The following is an 18,409-nucleotide window of genomic DNA, read 5'->3' on the forward strand; positions in this document are numbered from 1 at the left end:
TTTATTTTTTGCGAAGGAGTCGTATCTATACAAAAAAAACACGTGAAAATCTTTTCACGTGTTTTAATCTATAATTATATTACTTAGCTTCTTCGTAGTTTTTTGCAACTTGATCCCAATTAACTACATTCCAGAATGCTGAAATGTACTCTGGGCGTTTGTTTTGATATTTAAGATAATAAGCGTGTTCCCAAACATCAAGTCCTAATACAGGAGTTTTTCCTTCCATTAATGGTGAATCTTGGTTTGGTGTGCTTGTAATTTCTAGTTCACCATTGTTAACAATTAGCCAAGCCCATCCAGAACCGAAACGTCCTGCTGCAGCTGCTGCAAATTCTTCTTTGAATTTGTCTAATGAACCAAATTTAGCATTAATTTTATCAGCTAATTCACCTGTTGGCTCACCGCCGCCATTTGGTGATAATAACTTCCAAAATAGGCTATGGTTAGCATGTCCGCCACCATTGTTACGTACTGCAGTTTTTGCATTTTCAGGGACTGCATCAAGATTACTAATTAATTCTTCTACAGACTTACTTTGAAGGTCTGCATGTCCTTCCAATGCATCATTTAATTTAGTTACATACGTGTTGTGATGTTTCGTATGATGAATGTTCATTGTTTCTTTGTCAATTGTCGGTTCCAATGCATCATATGCATATGGTAATTCCGGTAATTCAAATTTTGCCATGTTTATCTTCCTCCTTAAAATAAATGATGTAAAGGTTTATGTCCCTTTATATTAAAAAGACTATCAAAGCTTTTAAGTAGTTGCAAACGATATGCTTTATATTTCCAATGTTTGTAGTTGGTTCCAATTTCAACATACAAAAAAACAAGCAAATGCTTGTTTTTTAAAATGGCTCGGGACGGAATCGAACCGCCGACACAAGGATTTTCAGTCCTCTGCTCTACCGACTGAGCTACCAAGCCGTATTAAATTATAACGTAATCCATTCTAAATCGAATTTCCAGCTTACTATCAATTAGCTCAGAAGTTATATTGCAATTTTAGTTTCATCGATAGTTAATTCGAAATACGTATTTTGAGGTCATTTAGTAATCACTCAAAATAAAAATATGTATGGAGGAGGTAGAGGGATTCGAACCCCCGCGCGGTTTGACCCGCCTCTCGGTTTTCAAGACCGATCCCTTCAGCCGGACTTGGGTATACCTCCGGATTGGTTAAAATGGTGGACCCTGCAGGACTCGAACCTGCGACCGATCGGTTATGAGCCGATAGCTCTAACCAACTGAGCTAAGGGTCCTTCTATTTAATATATGACGTTATTCATGGGGCGACCGGTGGGGATTGAACCCACGAATGCCGGAGCCACAATCCGGTGCGTTAACCACTTCGCCACGACCGCCATGATTATAATATGGTAGCGGCGGAGGGGATCGAACCCCCGACCTCACGGGTATGAACCGTACGCTCTCGCCAGCTGAGCTACACCGCCATGGCTCCACAGGTAGGATTCGAACCTACGACCGATCGGTTAACAGCCGATTGCTCTACCACTGAGCTACTGTGGAATAATCATCAAGTTTTGTTTATGTAATAACAGCAACGAATAATAATTTATCATGTTTAGCAAAATCTGTCAAACATTTTTTTGCGTCTTTGCAAAAGTTTTTATTTCGTTTTTCGACTGCGTTATTTATAATAGCATGTTCTTTTTCATATTTCAACAAAAATATTAATAGATTTTACATTTTTTTATTTTTTTCCGTTGAGACCTGCCTAATTTCATTATTTTGGACATCTCCTAAGTGCTATATCTTGGTATTTATCCCCTTTTTTCGATCTACCTGAAATAAAAGTATACTCTTCGTGTATCTCTATTTGGATTAATACTAAAAGTTTAAACGACACAAAAACTTAACGAGTATGCCCAATAAATAAGAAGGTTTAAAAACTTCTAATACAACTATTGATTTACATAATATATCACAATATCATTATGTGGTACATAATAGTTGGCATTTAAATAAATCCGTTTTTCTTTTTCGTTTCAATTCTTTCTTATTCACCTCTTTCATTTCCCCCTAAACTCCTTAGCGTAAATTGATTTTTTATACTATGATTAGATTCACTAGTCCTCCTTCATGAAAAGCAGTCAGAGAATCATATTTATGCTTGTGAACAGTATACACATTAATCATCAAGAGCATCTGCAAATTAAATTATTTATATTACATTTATTTCCCACAAAAAAATCGTAGAGAAGTTTTACCTCCCTACGATTTATTTTTTATTGCTCGCCTAATACATTTTCTGCAATATTCACTGCATGATCACCAATTCTTTCTAGATTACTTATAATATCTACAAAGACAATCCCTGCTGAACCATTACATAGACCTTCATTCATACGTATGATATGACTTTTACGGAATTTCCGCTCCATTTTATCAATTTGATCTTCCTTTTGAATAACTTCAAGAGCTGCTTCTCTGTCTTTTGATTCTAATGATTCAATTGCTTGTTTTACTGTCATTGCAGTAAGATCAAACATGTTATTTAAATTTTCCATAGCTTGATCTGTTAGAATTACTTTGTTTGACATTTTGTAATCAATTAATTCAACAATATTTTCAAAGTGGTCACCAATACGTTCAATATCTCGTACTGTATTCATTAGAGCTGTGTGTTCGGCACTTTCAACTTCTGATAAAGATGTTGATGCAATTTCAACCAAATAGTCCGTAATTTTTCTATCTAGATTATTTAAAGCACCTTCAATTTGTAACGCCATTTCCGAATTCTTTTCATTTTGAGTTGTCACATATGAATGTGTTTCTTCAAGACCTTTATGAGCATATCCACCCATTCTCACAACTTCAGCTTTAGCTTGATCCAATGCTAAAGAAGAGGACTGCTGGATAAATATTGGATCTAAGTGTTTTGGCTTATATTCAATAATTGTGTCATCGCCAGGTATGAGTTTTGTTACAAACCATGCTAGAGCTGCAATAAATGGAAATTGTAGCACTGTATTAGCAATGTTAAAGCTACCATGTCCAAATGCAATTGTCATTTCAGGATTTAAATTTAGCCAATCTTGTAAAAATGCCACATAATTAGTAAATGGTATTAATAGTAATAGGAAAATCGTTGCCCCTATTAAGTTAAACGTAACATGAGTTAATGCAGCTCTTTTAGCAGCTACTGAAGCACCAATACTAGCAATAATTGCAGTTATAGTTGTTCCTAAGTTATCCCCAAATAAGACTGGTAAGGCTGCTCCTAATTCAATTGCACCTTCAGAATATAATCCTTGTAAAATCCCAATTGTTGCAGATGAACTTTGAACAATTAATGTAAATACTGTTCCTATAACTACTCCTAAGATTGGAGTATCACTCATTGATAATGTAAGTTCATGAAACGCTTCTAAAGAGCGAAGTGGGGACATTCCACTACTCATTAATTCTAAACCAAAGAATAGGGAACCAAAACCAAATACAGCTTGTCCCACAGCATTAACAATTGGTTTCTTAAAGAAGAATAATAAGAATGCACCAAGAGCCATTATTAGTAATGCATATTCACCTAAATCGATACCGATAATGAATGCAGTTACTGTCGTACCTATATTGGCACCCATTATAACTCCAATTGCTTGTCTTAGAGTCATAAAACCGGCATTTACTAGTCCAACAGTTAATACGGTTGTTCCAGAACTACTTTGGATAAGTATAGTTACAATCATACCAGCAAGTACTCCTAAGAACGGATTGCTTGTAAACCGGTCAAGTATGTTACGAAGGCGATCCCCAGCCGATTTTTGCAAGCCATCACCCATATATTTAATACCTAATAGGAATATTCCTAACCCACCGATAAATTCAATTATAAGTTTTTGTACATCGATTTCCACGTGTTACTTCATCCCTTCTGAGGCCTATGTTATATCTTGTAGAATTTTGTGCCTTATCCATTATTGATGATATTATACCGTTTGTAAAGGTACTTTTGGAAAATTTACATACTCTTAATATTTCTTTTCATTTAATAAAAATAATATGGCTAAACCTTATTTTTAGATAATAATTTCTAAATATGTGTCCTTTCAATAATAAGTAATTTCCAGCTAGGAAAAATTGCAATTCCAGATATACTCTCATAATGAATTTTTTAGTATTCTTTTACTTTTAGCACAAAAAAACCGAAATTAAACCTCTTTTTCCAAAAGGTTATAATTTCGGGATCATATCAATTTTATTCTTCTACTATAGGTTTATCTATTTTTTCAATTCGAATTTTAGTTCCATCAACTTCTACAACCTTCACTTTCGATCCTTTTTCTAACCATTGACCACCAGTTACAGCGCTATAATGTTTCTTATTTATCTCAACTGTCCCCGAAGGTCGAAAGTCTGTTAATGCTTCTCCTTCTGTTTCTAATAGATCTTCATATTCTTTTGATAATGAACTGTACCCTGCTTCTTTTGTTAACTGATCCATAAGAGCTAATTTGGTCCACATTTTCCTACGTTTAAAAACTTTTAAAAATACCAATGATAATCCTGTACCGAAAAGTAGAGCAATAACTGCATATAAGCCACTTGCCAAATTTGGCTGTGGTAATGCTACAGCTGCAATCATTGTACCAAGCCCTAGTGTTGCCAGTGTACCATCGTTGACAATCTTACCGTCAATAATAATTAGTAATAAACCAATAAAATATACAATAACGATTAGTAAGACAGAATCTGTATCTAAATAAGCAGTAAAATATACAGAAATAAATCCAATTCCTAACAAACCAAATATTCCACGCATATTAACTAATACTTCACCTAATAAGAATAAAGTTCCTAAAAATAATGCAAGAAAACCAATCCATTGTACATCGAATAAATCCATACGATACTCGCCCCTTCCACTCTCTATCTATACATACGATTTTAGTACAAAAAGGTTTCAAAAAAGGAGACAAGACAACTATGCATCCCTTTAAAAAATTCTTATTATCTATATTAATTATATTGGTTCTCATAAGTATATTTCAAGATTTATCTAATATTAATAATAATCAACTCACCCAAAAAGCAAATGTTCAGACTCAACAATCTGATTATAACATCATACCAATAAAAGTAATGCCAGGAGATACGGTTTTAAGCATAATAGAGGGTCTCCACCAGGGAAGAACCAATGAGATTAAAACAGACCTTTTACTAAAAGAATTTAGAAGTTTGAATCCCACCACAGAACCAACAGATATAAGAGTAGATCATATTTATTATTTTCCCCTAGAGCAAGAGTGAAAAGAATAAAAAAATAAGGCTGTAAGAACAGCCTTAAAATAGAAAAGGTATTATAAATAAAGCAATTATCATTGAGATTGCACCTAATCCAATTGCAATATTTCCAAGTGTATCTACATCTCTACTTCTGGCTACAAAACCAAAAATGATGCTTGCAGCTCCTAATATTATTGGCCAAACAAAGAATGAGATTAATGCTAAAGCAATTCCTGCCCAGCCATAAAACGTACCTGGATTAGCGTCATCTTCAGGAATATCACTATCCCTCAGGTTATCAGCGGTAAATTCTTGTGCATATTCCTCATTTCTTTTGCTGTCTAAATCATGCCCAATAAAAGAATGGTGTTCATCATCCCCATGATGCGGTGCATTCTCTGTATGAACATCTTTATTTCTATCTTCTTCCATCATAAAATCCTCCCTCCAACATATATTTTGATACGACCTTATTTTATGGAGACAGTTACTATTCGAAACTGTTAAAATATGGTTAAAGTACCAGGCACTTAGATTATCATTTCTAAATTTTTAGCATATCTATATATGAGTGTGAAAAGGAGAGAAGAATATGTCATTTTTTATTAAAGAAATGGTTAAAAGTAAAGTCCGCAACCTGACAGTTGGAGAGTTATTGCATTACAGCAAACAATATAATTTTCACATAACTGAACCTCAAGCGAGACAAATCATTAACTATTTGAGAACTAATTCCCCTGATCCATTTAAAGCGAGCGATCGTGATCGTATGTTTCATGAATTATCTACGATTACAGACCCTCAAACAGCAAAGCAAGCTCAAGCTTTAATGGATGAAGTTATTCAATCTTACGGATTAGGACATCTCTTTAACTAAAAAAGAAGCTGATTATAAAATAAAGTTATAATCAGCTTCACTCAGTTATGCTTCCATTATTTTTTCTTTTAGATGTGGATCAAAATTGCCTTCTTTTAACATTTCTATTTCATGTTTATAAGGAGGTTTTTTGTTTTTCTTGTCTGTACCTACAAAAGGTGTTTCCAAAATTTTAGGTAGATCAGATAATTGTGGATGGTGCACTATATTATGCAGAGCTTCAAAGCCGATATAACCAAAACCAATATTTTCATGACGATCTTTATGAGCACCTCGCTCATTTTTACTATCATTTACATGGACAACTTTTAATCGGTCTATCCCAATGATTTTATCAAATTGCTCTAACACTCCATCAAAATCTTCTACAATGTTGTAGCCTGCATCGTGAATATGGCATGTATCCATACAAATAGACAGCCGATCATTGTGTGTTACACCTTCGATAATTTGAGCTAGCTCTTCAAATGTACGTCCTATTTCAGATCCTTTTCCTGCCATTGTTTCCAAAGCAATTTGGACATTACTATTTGGATCTAGAACTTCATTTAAACCTTCTATAATTTTTGGTATTCCTTTTTCAGCACCTTCCCCAACATGCGCTCCTGGATGAAGTACAATTTGTTTCGCACCTAATGCCTCTGTACGATCAATTTCATTTTTTAAAAAGTTAACTCCCAACTCAAAAGTAGCTGGTTTAATGGAATTACCAATATTTATAATATACGGTGCATGTACTACTATATCTTGGATTCCATTGGCTTTCATATGTTCTGTACCTGCTTCAATATTCAGCTCTTCTATAGGCTTCCTTCTTGTATTTTGAGGGGCACCTGTGTAGATCATAAACGTATTAGCTCCATATTGAACAGCATCTTCACTGGAGCCTAATAGCATTTTCTTGCCATTCATTGAAACATGTGATCCAATCTTTACCATTTTACTCCTCCTCTTCGCTTACTTTACTTTTTCTTTTTTTTAGTTAACTGTTTTTTAATTTCTTGTTGTTGGCGTTTTTGTTTCTTCTTATATCCTGGTTTAACTTTTTTCTGTTTAGATACTCGTTTCCAAGCCTCTTTATCAATAGAAGTATCTACTTTTTGACGACGTTGCCTTTCATTCCATGAAGGGTCAGTTTTCCATTCCCCATTTTTAACTTCTACGAATTCAAATATTAAACCTTTTTGTTCCAATCGTTGAATTAATGATAAATCATTGTCATCATATATACTTATGGCTGTTCCCTCTAGTCCAGCTCTTGCAGTTCTACCAACTCGATGAATATAAAATGATTCTTCTTTTGGAATTTGCGCGTTTATAACATGGCTTACACCCTTTATATCAATTCCTCTCGCAGCTAAATCAGTAGCTACAACGTATTGATATCTAAGGTTTTGAATTTCCTTTAAGACCCGTTTTCGTTCTCTCGGGGTTAATCCACCGTGAATAACTCCTACTTCTAACCCATACTCTAATAATTGATCTGCCAATTCATTTGCTTGTTGTTTTCCGTTAGTAAATATAAGCGCAAGATAAGGGTGAATAGATTGAGAAATTTCCCAAATGATTTCTGCTTCATTTCGATGTTTTTTTCGAATTAATCGATGATCCATTTTTTCTGGTGAAAAGTGTTCATTAATTTTTACATTTAATGGATTTTTTATATATTTCTTGAAAAAATGCTGTAAACGTTGTGGAATAGTTGCAGAAAATACAAGCAATTGTATATCTTGTTTTGACCTAACTAATAATTGATCTACTTCTTCAATAAACCCAAGATCTAACATCAAGTCAGCTTCATCAACAACAAAAGATTTTGCTGTATAAATAGATAGAGCTCCACTTTTAACAAGATCTAAAATTCGACCTGGAGTTCCGACAATAATATGAGGAGGTGTTTTTAACTTCTCCGTCATTTTTTGTTTATCGGTACCTCCAACGAGCAACTTTGCATTCCATTCTTTCGTTTTATCAGCTAATGTTATTATATTTCTTACTTCACCATATAATTGTGTGGCCAGTTCCCTAGTGGGTGCAGTGATAACAAACTGAACTTCTTTTTTATCACTTTCTAAGCCGTGAAAAAGTGGTAACAAAAAGGCATGTGTTTTACCAGATCCCGTACGAGATTGTCCAACTACACTATCTCCTTTTATAATGGCAGGTATAACCTTTTCCTGAATTTCTGTAGGATTTTTAAATTTTAACTGTTCAATAACATCATTTACAATGGGGTTTAATTGTAAATCTTCAAATTTCATACCCATGTAATGACCTCCTGTCTACTTCTACACAAACTGGAATGGATCTGTATTAATTTCAGATACCTCTATAAAATCCTTATCCAATTCCATCGTCTGTGCTAGTTTTTGTTTCGTATAGTATTTCATAACTTTTTCAATGTAATGTCCAGCATCAATTACAGTTAATCCCATTTCAGCAGCATCTTGAGCAATGTGAAAAGTCATATCTCCAGTGATATAAACATCCGCTTTCTTACGCATAGCATGGGAAACATATTTCTCACCGCTCCCACCTAAAATTGCTACTCGCTTGATCTTTTTATCTTTATTTCCTGAAATACGTATTCCTTCTAACTGAAATTGAGTTTTGACTGTTTTTATAAAAGAATCTAATGTAGTTGGTTCTGTTAAGTTACCAATACGACCAATACCAAAATTAGTAGTTTTATTTTCTAAAGGGTAAATATCATAAGCGGGTTCCTCATAAGGATGTGCAGAAAGGATTGATTTCACAACATTTGAAAGTATACTTTCTGGAACAATAGTCTCTATCTTATATTCATCGACATATGTGATTTTATCCTGTTCCCCAATGTATGGATCAGTACCCTCCAATGGTTTAAATGTCCCCTGTCCCGGGCTTTGAAAAGTACAATGACTATAATTCCCTATATAACCGGCTCCAGACTCAGCAAACGCTTGTCGGATCTTTTCTATATGACTTTCTGGTACATAAATTACTACTTTATAATTTTTCTCATTATATACTGGCACTAGTGGAGTTGTATGAGTGAGCTTTAATTCTGTAGCTAACATATCATTAACCCCGTTATTTGCTGCATCTAAATTTGTATGAGAAGCATATACAGTAATATCATTTTTTATCAATTTTTGTACTGTTCTTCCCTTAGGTGTATCCATATTAATCTGTTTTAATGGTTGAAATAATAGGGAATGATGCGCAATAATTAAATTCATTCCTTTTTCTATTGCTTCGTCTACGACACTTTCAGTAACGTCTAATGTGATAAGAACCTTGCTTGTAATTGCATTAAAAGATCCTATTTGCAAACCTACATTATCCCAATCATATGCTAAATGTTTCGGTGCCCAAACATCCATTGCTCGAAAAAAATCAGCGTGTTTCCATGTTGTTTTTTTCATTGTTTAAGACCTCCTGCATCCAATCCAATTCGTTAATAAATTGATCGATTTTATCTCGATCCATTTGCCTTGCTTGCTTCATCTGTTCGACAACACGTGTTAACTTATCTCTTTCTCCTCCCCATTTTTTCATAAATGCATCATTTCTGTCTTGTAATAAGTATGGACCAAAATATAATTGTTTTTCTTTTTCTAAATCGCTATAAGGTGATTGATGTGAATTACATTTCTCTGCAACTAAAATCTCATAAATATGTCCTTGTTCTTCTATAATTTCTTCCATTATTAACATATAATTTTGATCATCTAACCACTCTCGTAATTCTTTTGCATCTACATTAGGTTGTAAAATCATCCGATCAACTTCTAAAGATATGTTTTTTTGTTTATTTAAAATCGATGTTATTAACGATCCGCCCATACCCGCGATTACAATTTGATTAACTTCTCCTGGTCTAATTACTTCTAGTCCATCCCCGAGGCGTACCTCGATTTGATTTTCCAACCCATATTCGTTAATTGTATCTTTCGCACTATTTAATGGACCAACATTTACTTCTCCGGCAATTGCTTTTGCATTTGGGTCGTTCTGGCAAACATATGCAGCTAAATATGCATGATCTGATCCGATATCAGCAAAGTTTGCATTTTCGGGAAGATAAGATGCAACTTTCTTTAAACGATTTGATAAACTAACTCTATTACGCATTACTTAATTCACCTTCTACATTAAGAAAAGCTTTCTGATTTTTAAGCAGAAAGCTTTCATTCATTTAAACTTATAATTACTGTTTCTCACTTAGCCATTGTGTTAAAGCATCTAAATCTTCACCTTGAACTTGAGACTGTGCTGGCATATTACCTATACCTTCTTGTACAATTTGAGCAAGTTCTTCTTGAGAATATTTGCTTCCTATCTCAGTTAAATTAGGTGCTGATCCACTAGCTAAATCGGATCCATGACACATTGCGCAATTATTTTGGAAAACTGCATCTCCGTCTCCTCCAGCAGTTTCTCCACCGCCTTCGCCTTCTTCAGATTGCTCGGTTTGTTCCCCACCATTTTCTTCAGCGTCTTGAATAGCTTGTCTTTGATCAATCCCAACTACTGAAATAATAATTACAGCAAGGATCCCGATAACAGCAATAATCGCATATGGTATAACCGGGTTTTTTTTCATTATGCTTCCTCCTTATGTAATCCCCTTAATGCATATATAAAAGACTATATATAGTGTACTTTAAAATTGGATAATTTTAAAGGATTATCATAGAAAATTTAAAAAAACGACATAAATTAACATAGTTATAAGAGCGATTAATCCAACGATTCTTAAAATCCGATCTTTACGAATATATCCTAAGATATACCAAAGAAGAAATTGAAAACTTACTACGATAATTACTACCAAAGCATTAAAATATTGTTGACTTAATAGAATTGATAACTGCAACAAGAACAATAAAAGCGATATCCATCCTATAAAAGAAATAAGTTGTTGGTTTGGACGAAAAAAAATTATACCGATACCACTAAAAACAAATCCAATTGTTAATAGTAAAAATTGTAATGATGTATGACTATAAAAAGTAAATAACATGGATACAACCACTAGCATTACCAGTATTAATGCAAAATATACAAAGGCTATCCGCTGCTTCTTTGGATTTACCTCTGTCACCTTAATTTCTCCACCTTGTGAGTATAAAGCAAGGAGATAATCACAATACCTCTCTGGTAATAATCGATTTTCTTTCCAATAACTAATTTCATCTAATATAAGTTTCGTTTTTTCTTTTGAAATTCAGATCACCCCATTTTAGATATACATAAGTCATTATCCACCACGGGCAGATAATGACTTCGATTTAATCTAAAAAGTCTTTAAGACGCTTGCTTCGACTAGGGTGTCTTAATTTACGGAGTGCTTTTGCCTCTATTTGTCGAATTCGCTCACGAGTAACTCCGAAGACTTTTCCTACCTCTTCTAATGTTCTAGTTCGTCCATCGTCAAGTCCAAATCGTAATCGAAGGACATTTTCTTCTCGATCAGTTAGCGTATCTAAAACATCTTCTAACTGTTCTTTTAGCAATTCATAAGCTGCATGGTCTGACGGGGAAATCGCTTCTTGGTCCTCTATAAAGTCGCCTAAATGAGAATCATCTTCTTCTCCAATCGGAGTTTCTAATGATACTGGTTCTTGAGCAATCTTAAGAATATCTCTTACCTTATCCGGACCTAATTCCATTTCCTCACCAATTTCCTCTGGTGTTGGTTCTCGTCCTAGATCTTGTAACAATGACCGTTGAACTCTAATCAACTTATTAATCGTTTCAACCATATGAACTGGAATTCGGATTGTTCTTGCTTGGTCAGCTATTGCACGGGTAATTGCCTGACGTATCCACCAAGTGGCATACGTACTAAATTTAAACCCTTTACGATAATCAAACTTCTCAACAGCTTTGATAAGGCCCATATTTCCTTCTTGGATAAGATCCAAGAATAACATTCCTCGTCCAACATAACGTTTTGCTATACTAACTACTAATCGTAAGTTCGCTTCAGCTAGACGTCTTTTTGCTTCTTCATCGCCTTCTTCAATACTTGAAGCAAGATCGATTTCTTCTGCAGCAGACAATAGATTGACTCTGCCAATTTCCTTTAAGTACATACGAACAGGGTCATTTATCTTAATACCTAATGGTACACTTAAATCATTAAGATTAAATTCCTCTTCTTTTGCGATTTTCTGCATTTCGGGGTCATCTTCCGACTCACCTATCACATCAACACCCTGTTCTTCTAGGTACTCATAAAATTCGTCCATCTGCTCAGGTTCAAGCTCAAAGTTAGATAAACCGTCTGCCACCTCTTCATAGGCTAATGAACCGCGTTTCTTACCAATTTCTAAAAGTCTATTCTTAGCCTGTTCCAATGTAGTTACTTCTGTTGTTTCCGTTACTTCTGTTACTTCTTCTTTCATATGCGAAGGCTTTTGTTCGGCCATGAGTCCCCCTCCTTCCAAGTTAAATAATTTTTAGTGCATGTGCTTACGTTGTTTTTGTAGTTCAATGATTTCCATTGCTATTTTTGCTGCTTCCATTGGATTGTTTTCTTGCTCAGCAATTCTTTGCTTTTCTTTCAAGGATTTAATACTTACATTTTGATTACTTTCATTTAAGATAAATCGAATGTAATCATCAATTTCTTCATCTGTACTATTTGCAATATCCGTCATCATAACTGCTTCAACAACATGTTTTTTCAAATGATCTTCGGATAGTCTTTCCATAAATAATCCTATATCAGGAGGATTTCCCTCCTCGTAATAAGCATATAAATGCGTAGCAATAATTTTGTGATCATTCACATTAAATGCCGCTCCTAAATCGTTTTGTACCTTTTCAGTAATATACGAATCCTGTAACATATATGCAATTAATTTTTTTTCTGCATTAATAAAAGCAGGATGGAGCTTGGTTTGGTATGATGAATTACCTTTATTAGTATATCTGTTATACCTATGATTATCCCTAGAATTCTGTTGGTTATTCCGATATGATTGTAATTGAGTCATCAAAGATTCATGAGACAAATTAAATTCCTTATGCAACTCTTGCACATAATATTCCCGTTCTAGGGTACTCTCAATCATTGAAAGTTCTTTTAGTACTTTTTCAATATAAGCAATTCGATCTCCTTCTACTTTTAAGTTATAATCTCTGCGAAAATATCTCATATAGAAGGTCATATACGTATCACTTGTTCGAATTATCCGATTCTGAAAAGCTTCCATACCATTACTTCGTATAAAGCTATCCGGGTCATCAGAGGGATCCATTTTGGCAATTCTTATTTCACATCCTACCGATCGAAGTAACTGAGAAGCTTTATAAGCCGCATTAAGACCTGCATCATCTCCGTCATAACATAGGACCACAGTTTCCACATAACGGTTTAATAACTTAGCTTGAGATTCCGTCAAAGCTGTACCTAATGTAGCTACTACATTCTTTAAACCATTTTGGTAAGCACTAATAACATCAACAGAACCCTCAAACAATATCACTTCATTTTCTTTTCGAATGTGTTTTTTCGCTAAATCAAAATTAAATAATATTTTACTTTTTTGAAACAAGCCGCCCTCAGGGCTATTTAAATACTTTGGTTCTACACCATCATGCAGAGCACGCCCAACGAAACCAACTGTTTTTCCTATTGCATTACGAATTGGAAAAATCACGCGACCACGAAAACGGTCTATAACATCATGATCATTCTGTGCTGATAAAATACCGTTTTTCACAAGTAATTGTTTACTAAACCCTTTCTTCGTAAGGAACTCTAAAGTAAAGTCTTTTATATTTGGAGCATAGCCAATCTGAAAATCCTCTAAAGCTTCATCACTAATACCACGATCTTTCAAATATTGATATCCTTCTTTACCGTCTTTCGTGTACTTCAATAAATGATGGTACAACTTCATAAGCCAATCATTCGCTGTAAGTACTTGTTGGTCTTCTTCCGATAAGAAGGATTCTTTTTTTATGGATGTTTGTGGCAATTCAATTCCTTGCTTCTCCGCTAAGAACTGTAACGCTTCATAAAATGTAAAGCTATCTATTTCTTTCAAGAAAGTAAACACATTCCCACCTTTTCCACATCCAAAACAATGAAATATTTGTTTTTCTTGGGATACTGAAAAAGAAGGTGTCTTCTCTCCATGAAATGGACAAAGACCAAAGTAATTTCGTCCTTGTTTCTTCAGTTGAATATATTCTCCAATAACATCAACTATATCATTAGCATTTTTCACTTGTTCAATGATTTCATCTGGTATCTGATTGGTCATCTTTACCACCATACTATACTATTATTCGTTACATATTAAATAAATCCTTCACTTTTCGACATATTTTTCTCTTATTCCGAAAAAAACACCTTCTAAATGCTAAAAGTAACTCTCAGAAGGCTTTCATAATGTTTTTTTCGATAATTGCCTTTCTCTAGATTCTACAAAAGTGTAGTAGAATCCTTCTTACTTCTTAATGTTTTACTTTTCAGAATTGGATTTTGTGATGTTATACTCACACGAATGATAATTATAATATATTTTCTAAAGGATATCTATCATTTTGCCTCAAAATCTAGTAAAAAGAAAAACATTCTGCTTTTACGACAGAATGTCATCTTCTATGCTTATAATGAGTTGTTTTCTTGTTTCAAACGTAATATATGATTCGCTGTTTCTTCAACAGCTTTATTAGAAACATCAATGACCTGACAACCAATTTTGTCGACAATAGATTGGAAGTATTCTAGTTCTTGCTCGATTCTATTCATATTTGCATACGTCGCTTGATCTCCGAGTCCAAGTGCCTTAAGTCGTTCTTTTCGAATGCTATTCAGTTTTTCTGCTGTAATTTTTAAACCAATACATTTTTTGGGATCGACCATCATTAATTCTTCTGGAGGATCTACTTCTGGGACGATTGGAACATTTGCAACTTTAATTCTTTTATGAGCGAGATATTGTGACAATGGTGTTTTAGAAGTACGCGATACGCCTATCAAAATGATATCAGCTCGTGCAATCCCTCTTGGATCCCTACCATCATCGTATTTAACTGCAAATTCGATTGCTTCTATTTTTTTGAAGTAGTCTTCATCTAATTTATGGACTAACCCTGCTTCTAGACGTGGAGTTCGATTAAAAACTCTTCCCATTGCATCCATTGTCGGACCCATAATATCAATTGCCTCTACTTCTAATTTTTTGGCTTGACTATTTACGTACGCTCTTAATTCTGGATCAACTAATGTAAATCCTACTATGCTAACCGTATCTTTCGCAAGTGCAAGAAACTCATCCACGGTTTCCTTGTCTTCTACGTATGGAACTCGTTGAATTTTATAATCTCCATTTTTAAATTGACTCAAACCTGCTTTCACTACCAATTCCGCAGTTTCCCCTACAGAGTCAGAAAGCACATAAATAATTGGTTGGGTAGACATCCATATTACCCCTCTCTTAAGAATCAATAATGATTAAATATTTTCATCCGTAGTTAGTTCCACTAACAATTTAGTCATTGTTGTTTTCGTTATTCGACCTACTACTTCTAATCCACGCTCAGTATCCTTCACAACGGGAAGTCCATCGATTTGTTTTGAAATTAAATTATGAGCTGCATCAATTAACAAATCATCTCTACGACACACTGTAATATTTGGCATACGTGTCATTATAATATGCACTGGAATGCTGGTTAAGTCTTGGTGACCCATACTTGTTCTAAGTAAATCTTTTCTGGATAGTACACCAGTTAAACAAGCGTGGTCATCAACTACGAATAATGTACCCACATCTTCTAAAAACATGGTTGAAATTGCATCATACACCGACACACTTTCTTTAACCGCGACAGGCACCTGTTGAAATTCATGCACCTTGTATTTCTTGATTTTCTCAGATAATAGCTCTGAAGCGGTTTTTCCCGTATAGAAATAACCTACTCGTGGTCTTGCATCCAAGAATCCAGCCATTGTTAAGATAGCTAAATCCGGACGAAGGGTAGCTCGAGTTAAATCTAGTCGGTCTGCAATATGCTCCCCAGTAATTGGACCATCAGCTTTTACAATTTCTACTATTTGCTGTTGTCGTTTTGTTAAGTCCATTTTTTCACCACCCAAATAGCAATATATTCGTTGCTATTTAATTTTGATTGCGACCTTTATCCATCATTAATTGTATCAGTTATAGTACAAACAAGCATCTATTTTTCAACTTAAAACTGTTGTTTCCATTCAATTTTTCTTAAATCAGCATATGGAAGAATTAGTGATGTTAATGCTTGTATTAATGCAAGCCGGTTATTACGTATCTCTAAATCATCTGCCATTACCATATTATTGTCAAAGAACGCATGAATTGGAGCTGCAAGCTGTGCAAGCGTAGCTAATGCCTGTTTTGTTTCATTATGCAAGAGTTGTTTTTCATAAGTTTCCTTGATATCCAAATAGCGTGTATAAAGAATTTTCTCAGATTCGGTTTCTAACTTATCTTCACGAATCAATTCATTCGTTTCTACTTTATTTGATAAATTTAACACACGTACGAGTGCTTCCTGAATTGGTTTGAATGTCTCATCATTTCGTTTGTCAGATAATTCCTTTGCCTTTTCGAATGATACAAATACATTACCAAGCTTTTGATCTGTTACAGCGTGGATAACGTCCACTTCTAAGCCTTTATCCTTCATTAAATACACTGCCCGCAAACGGAAGAACTCAATTAATTCTTCGTTGGTTTTCTCCATAATAGTAACATTGGATTTTTGAAAAACATCTAGTGCAATATCAATTAATTCCTCTACAGTAAGATTCCATTTTTCATTATGCAATATCCGTAATATAGCCGAAGCCTGTCTCCGTAGTCCATATGGATCTTGTGAACCAGTTGGCACTAGTCCAACTGCTATACAACCAGCAATTGTATCTAACTTATCTGCTACACTAACAACAGAACCGATTACCGTTTGTGGTAAATCATCCTTGGCATGTTTGGGCTGATAATGCTCTTTTATAGCTTGTGAGGTGGCTGAATTTTCGCCGAAATGATTTGCGTACTTTTCACCAATAATCCCCTGCAATTCAGTAAACTCATTAACCATACTTGTCATTAAATCAAACTTAGAAATTTCTGCTGCTCGTTCAATTATTTTTCTATCGTCCGATTCCAAAGAAAGTTTCTCTGATATACGATCAGCAATTTGTTTCATTCTTTCTACTTTATCTGAATAAGTACCTAGCTTTTCTTGAAAAACTACTTTCGTTAGCTTCTCTTGGAAGAAATCAATGGATTGATGAAGGTCTTCGTTATAGAAAAATTCTGCATCAGCTAACCGAGCTCTTAATACCTTTTCATTACCTTTGGCAACTGTTTCAATATGATAATTATCGCCATTACGAACACCTACAAAATAAGGTTGTAAGACCCCTTTTTTGTGGACTGGAAAATATCGTTGATGTTCTTTCATCGACGTTATTAAAACCTCAGGTGGAATTTCTAAGTAAGCTTCTTCAAATTTTCCAACAAATGCGGTTGGGAATTCTACTAAGTTCCGGACCTCTTCAAGTAATTCCTGATCCACTGGAATTTCAAAACCATGCTCTCGTTCCAGTTTTGATAGTTGTTCAACAATTAGCGTTTCTCTATCTTTTGCTTTTACAATCACATAATTATCTTTTAATGTCTTCTCATATTCAGCCGGTTCCTGTATGGTTACTTCTTCTCCTAAAAACCGATGGCCATACGTTACATTATTTGTAGCCACATGAGCAATTTCAAATGGAATTACTTCATTTCCCATCATAGCCACTAACCAACGGATTGGTCGTGCATAACGAATAGTCTCACTACCCCAGCGCATATTTTTACCAAAAGTTATGGACTCAATTATCGATTTGAACTCAGGTAATAATTCTTGAATAGGTCTTCCTTCTATATGTTTTGTAACATAAATATAAGAAATGCCCTTTACTTCTCTAACAACAATATCGTCTGTAGTCAATCCCTGACCTTTCGTAAATCCTTGTGCAGCCTTAGTCCAATTACCATCTTCATCTTTGGCAATTTTAAGTGCGGGACCTTTTACATCTTCTTCAATGGATGATTGTTTTTCAGCCATATTTTTTACAAAAACAGCTAATCTTCTTGGGGTTGAATAAGATATTACGTTCTCTGAAGAAATTCTATTTTCTTCTAACCACTGCTTTGTTTTGGTATATAATTGTAACTCTGCATCATCAATAAATCGCGCAGGTAGCTCTTCTAATCCAATCTCAATTAATACATCACGTGCCAT

At 34.5% G+C, this 18,409-nt stretch carries 17 protein-coding genes and 6 tRNA genes; 2 read left to right on the forward strand and 21 right to left on the reverse strand.

Annotated features, from left to right (window positions below; genetic code table 11):
* Positions 1 to 79 precede the first annotated feature (79 nt).
* The 9 genes from sodA to OB_RS09975 form a co-directional block, all read right to left on the reverse strand.
* The gene (sodA, locus tag OB_RS09935; protein WP_011066329.1) at positions 80 to 691 is read right to left on the reverse strand and encodes a superoxide dismutase SodA; all 612 of its coding nucleotides are present in this window, start codon (positions 689 to 691) and stop codon (positions 80 to 82) included.
* Positions 692 to 860: 169 nt separating this feature from the next.
* A tRNA-Phe gene (locus tag OB_RS09940) sits at positions 861 to 933 on the reverse strand.
* 152 nt (positions 934 to 1,085) lie between these two features.
* Positions 1,086 to 1,178 (reverse strand) — tRNA-Ser (locus OB_RS09945).
* A 13-nt stretch (positions 1,179 to 1,191) separates the two neighbouring features.
* Positions 1,192 to 1,268 (reverse strand) — tRNA-Ile (locus OB_RS09950).
* Positions 1,269 to 1,294: 26 nt separating this feature from the next.
* Positions 1,295 to 1,370: transfer RNA gene (locus OB_RS09955), tRNA-His, on the reverse strand.
* A 13-nt stretch (positions 1,371 to 1,383) separates the two neighbouring features.
* Positions 1,384 to 1,460, reverse strand: a tRNA-Met gene (locus OB_RS09960).
* A gap of 1 nt (position 1,461) precedes the next feature.
* A tRNA-Asn gene (locus OB_RS09965) sits at positions 1,462 to 1,536 on the reverse strand.
* A 719-nt stretch (positions 1,537 to 2,255) separates the two neighbouring features.
* Positions 2,256 to 3,884 carry a Na/Pi cotransporter family protein gene (locus OB_RS09970; RefSeq protein WP_011066330.1) on the reverse strand — a complete coding sequence of 543 codons (1,629 nt, stop codon included), beginning with the start codon at positions 3,882 to 3,884 and terminating at the stop codon, positions 2,256 to 2,258.
* Positions 3,885 to 4,225: 341 nt separating this feature from the next.
* Positions 4,226 to 4,873: an NfeD family protein gene (locus OB_RS09975; protein ID WP_011066331.1), complete on the reverse strand. Its 648-nt coding sequence runs from the start codon at positions 4,871 to 4,873 to the stop codon at positions 4,226 to 4,228.
* Between the two features lie 80 nt (positions 4,874 to 4,953).
* Here OB_RS09975 and OB_RS09980 point away from each other — a divergent pair, with 80 nt between their 5' ends.
* Positions 4,954 to 5,277, forward strand: a complete 324-nt coding sequence (locus OB_RS09980; RefSeq protein ID WP_011066332.1) for a hypothetical protein — start codon at positions 4,954 to 4,956, stop codon at positions 5,275 to 5,277.
* Between the two features lie 33 nt (positions 5,278 to 5,310).
* On the opposite strand, the gene OB_RS09985 is transcribed toward OB_RS09980, so the two are convergent.
* Positions 5,311 to 5,688: a hypothetical protein gene (locus tag OB_RS09985; protein WP_231846937.1), complete on the reverse strand. Its 378-nt coding sequence runs from the start codon at positions 5,686 to 5,688 to the stop codon at positions 5,311 to 5,313.
* A 157-nt stretch (positions 5,689 to 5,845) separates the two neighbouring features.
* Here OB_RS09985 and OB_RS09990 point away from each other — a divergent pair, with 157 nt between their 5' ends.
* Entirely contained in the window at positions 5,846 to 6,130 is a 285-nt protein-coding gene (locus tag OB_RS09990; protein ID WP_011066334.1) for a DUF2624 domain-containing protein, read from the forward strand.
* A 45-nt stretch (positions 6,131 to 6,175) separates the two neighbouring features.
* Here OB_RS09990 and OB_RS09995 read toward each other — a convergent pair whose 3' ends face one another.
* The 11 genes from OB_RS09995 to glyS form a co-directional block, all read right to left on the reverse strand.
* Positions 6,176 to 7,069 (reverse strand): deoxyribonuclease IV, encoded by an 894-nt coding sequence (locus tag OB_RS09995; RefSeq protein WP_011066335.1) that lies wholly within the window; start codon positions 7,067 to 7,069, stop codon positions 6,176 to 6,178.
* 23 nt (positions 7,070 to 7,092) lie between these two features.
* Positions 7,093 to 8,397: a DEAD/DEAH box helicase gene (locus OB_RS10000; RefSeq protein WP_050750215.1), complete on the reverse strand. Its 1,305-nt coding sequence runs from the start codon at positions 8,395 to 8,397 to the stop codon at positions 7,093 to 7,095.
* Positions 8,398 to 8,418: 21 nt separating this feature from the next.
* Positions 8,419 to 9,537 (reverse strand): Nif3-like dinuclear metal center hexameric protein, encoded by a 1,119-nt coding sequence (locus OB_RS10005; RefSeq protein ID WP_011066337.1) that lies wholly within the window; start codon positions 9,535 to 9,537, stop codon positions 8,419 to 8,421.
* Entirely contained in the window at positions 9,509 to 10,246 is a 738-nt protein-coding gene (locus OB_RS10010) for a tRNA (adenine(22)-N(1))-methyltransferase (protein WP_011066338.1), read from the reverse strand. The genes OB_RS10005 and OB_RS10010 overlap by 29 nt, the downstream gene beginning before the upstream one ends.
* A 76-nt stretch (positions 10,247 to 10,322) precedes the next feature.
* Positions 10,323 to 10,718, reverse strand: a complete 396-nt coding sequence (locus OB_RS10015) for a c-type cytochrome (RefSeq protein ID WP_011066339.1) — start codon at positions 10,716 to 10,718, stop codon at positions 10,323 to 10,325.
* Between the two features lie 87 nt (positions 10,719 to 10,805).
* Positions 10,806 to 11,219: a hypothetical protein gene (locus tag OB_RS10020; protein ID WP_011066340.1), complete on the reverse strand. Its 414-nt coding sequence runs from the start codon at positions 11,217 to 11,219 to the stop codon at positions 10,806 to 10,808.
* 187 nt (positions 11,220 to 11,406) lie between these two features.
* Entirely contained in the window at positions 11,407 to 12,549 is a 1,143-nt protein-coding gene (rpoD, locus tag OB_RS10025) for an RNA polymerase sigma factor RpoD (protein ID WP_011066341.1), read from the reverse strand.
* Positions 12,550 to 12,579: 30 nt separating this feature from the next.
* Positions 12,580 to 14,394: a DNA primase gene (dnaG, locus tag OB_RS10030; RefSeq protein ID WP_011066342.1), complete on the reverse strand. Its 1,815-nt coding sequence runs from the start codon at positions 14,392 to 14,394 to the stop codon at positions 12,580 to 12,582.
* A gap of 347 nt (positions 14,395 to 14,741) precedes the next feature.
* A complete protein-coding gene (locus OB_RS10035; protein WP_011066343.1) occupies positions 14,742 to 15,557 on the reverse strand; it encodes a pyruvate, water dikinase regulatory protein in 816 nt (271 codons plus the stop codon).
* 33 nt (positions 15,558 to 15,590) lie between these two features.
* Positions 15,591 to 16,220, reverse strand: coding sequence for a helix-turn-helix transcriptional regulator (locus tag OB_RS10040; RefSeq protein WP_011066344.1), 630 nt, complete (start codon positions 16,218 to 16,220; stop codon positions 15,591 to 15,593).
* A 110-nt stretch (positions 16,221 to 16,330) separates the two neighbouring features.
* The gene (gene glyS / locus OB_RS10045; protein ID WP_011066345.1) at positions 16,331 to 18,409 is read right to left on the reverse strand and encodes a glycine--tRNA ligase subunit beta; all 2,079 of its coding nucleotides are present in this window, start codon (positions 18,407 to 18,409) and stop codon (positions 16,331 to 16,333) included.

Origin of the sequence: Oceanobacillus iheyensis HTE831, assembly GCF_000011245.1 — a bacterium.
Taxonomy (GTDB): domain Bacteria; phylum Bacillota; class Bacilli; order Bacillales; family Amphibacillaceae; genus Oceanobacillus; species Oceanobacillus iheyensis.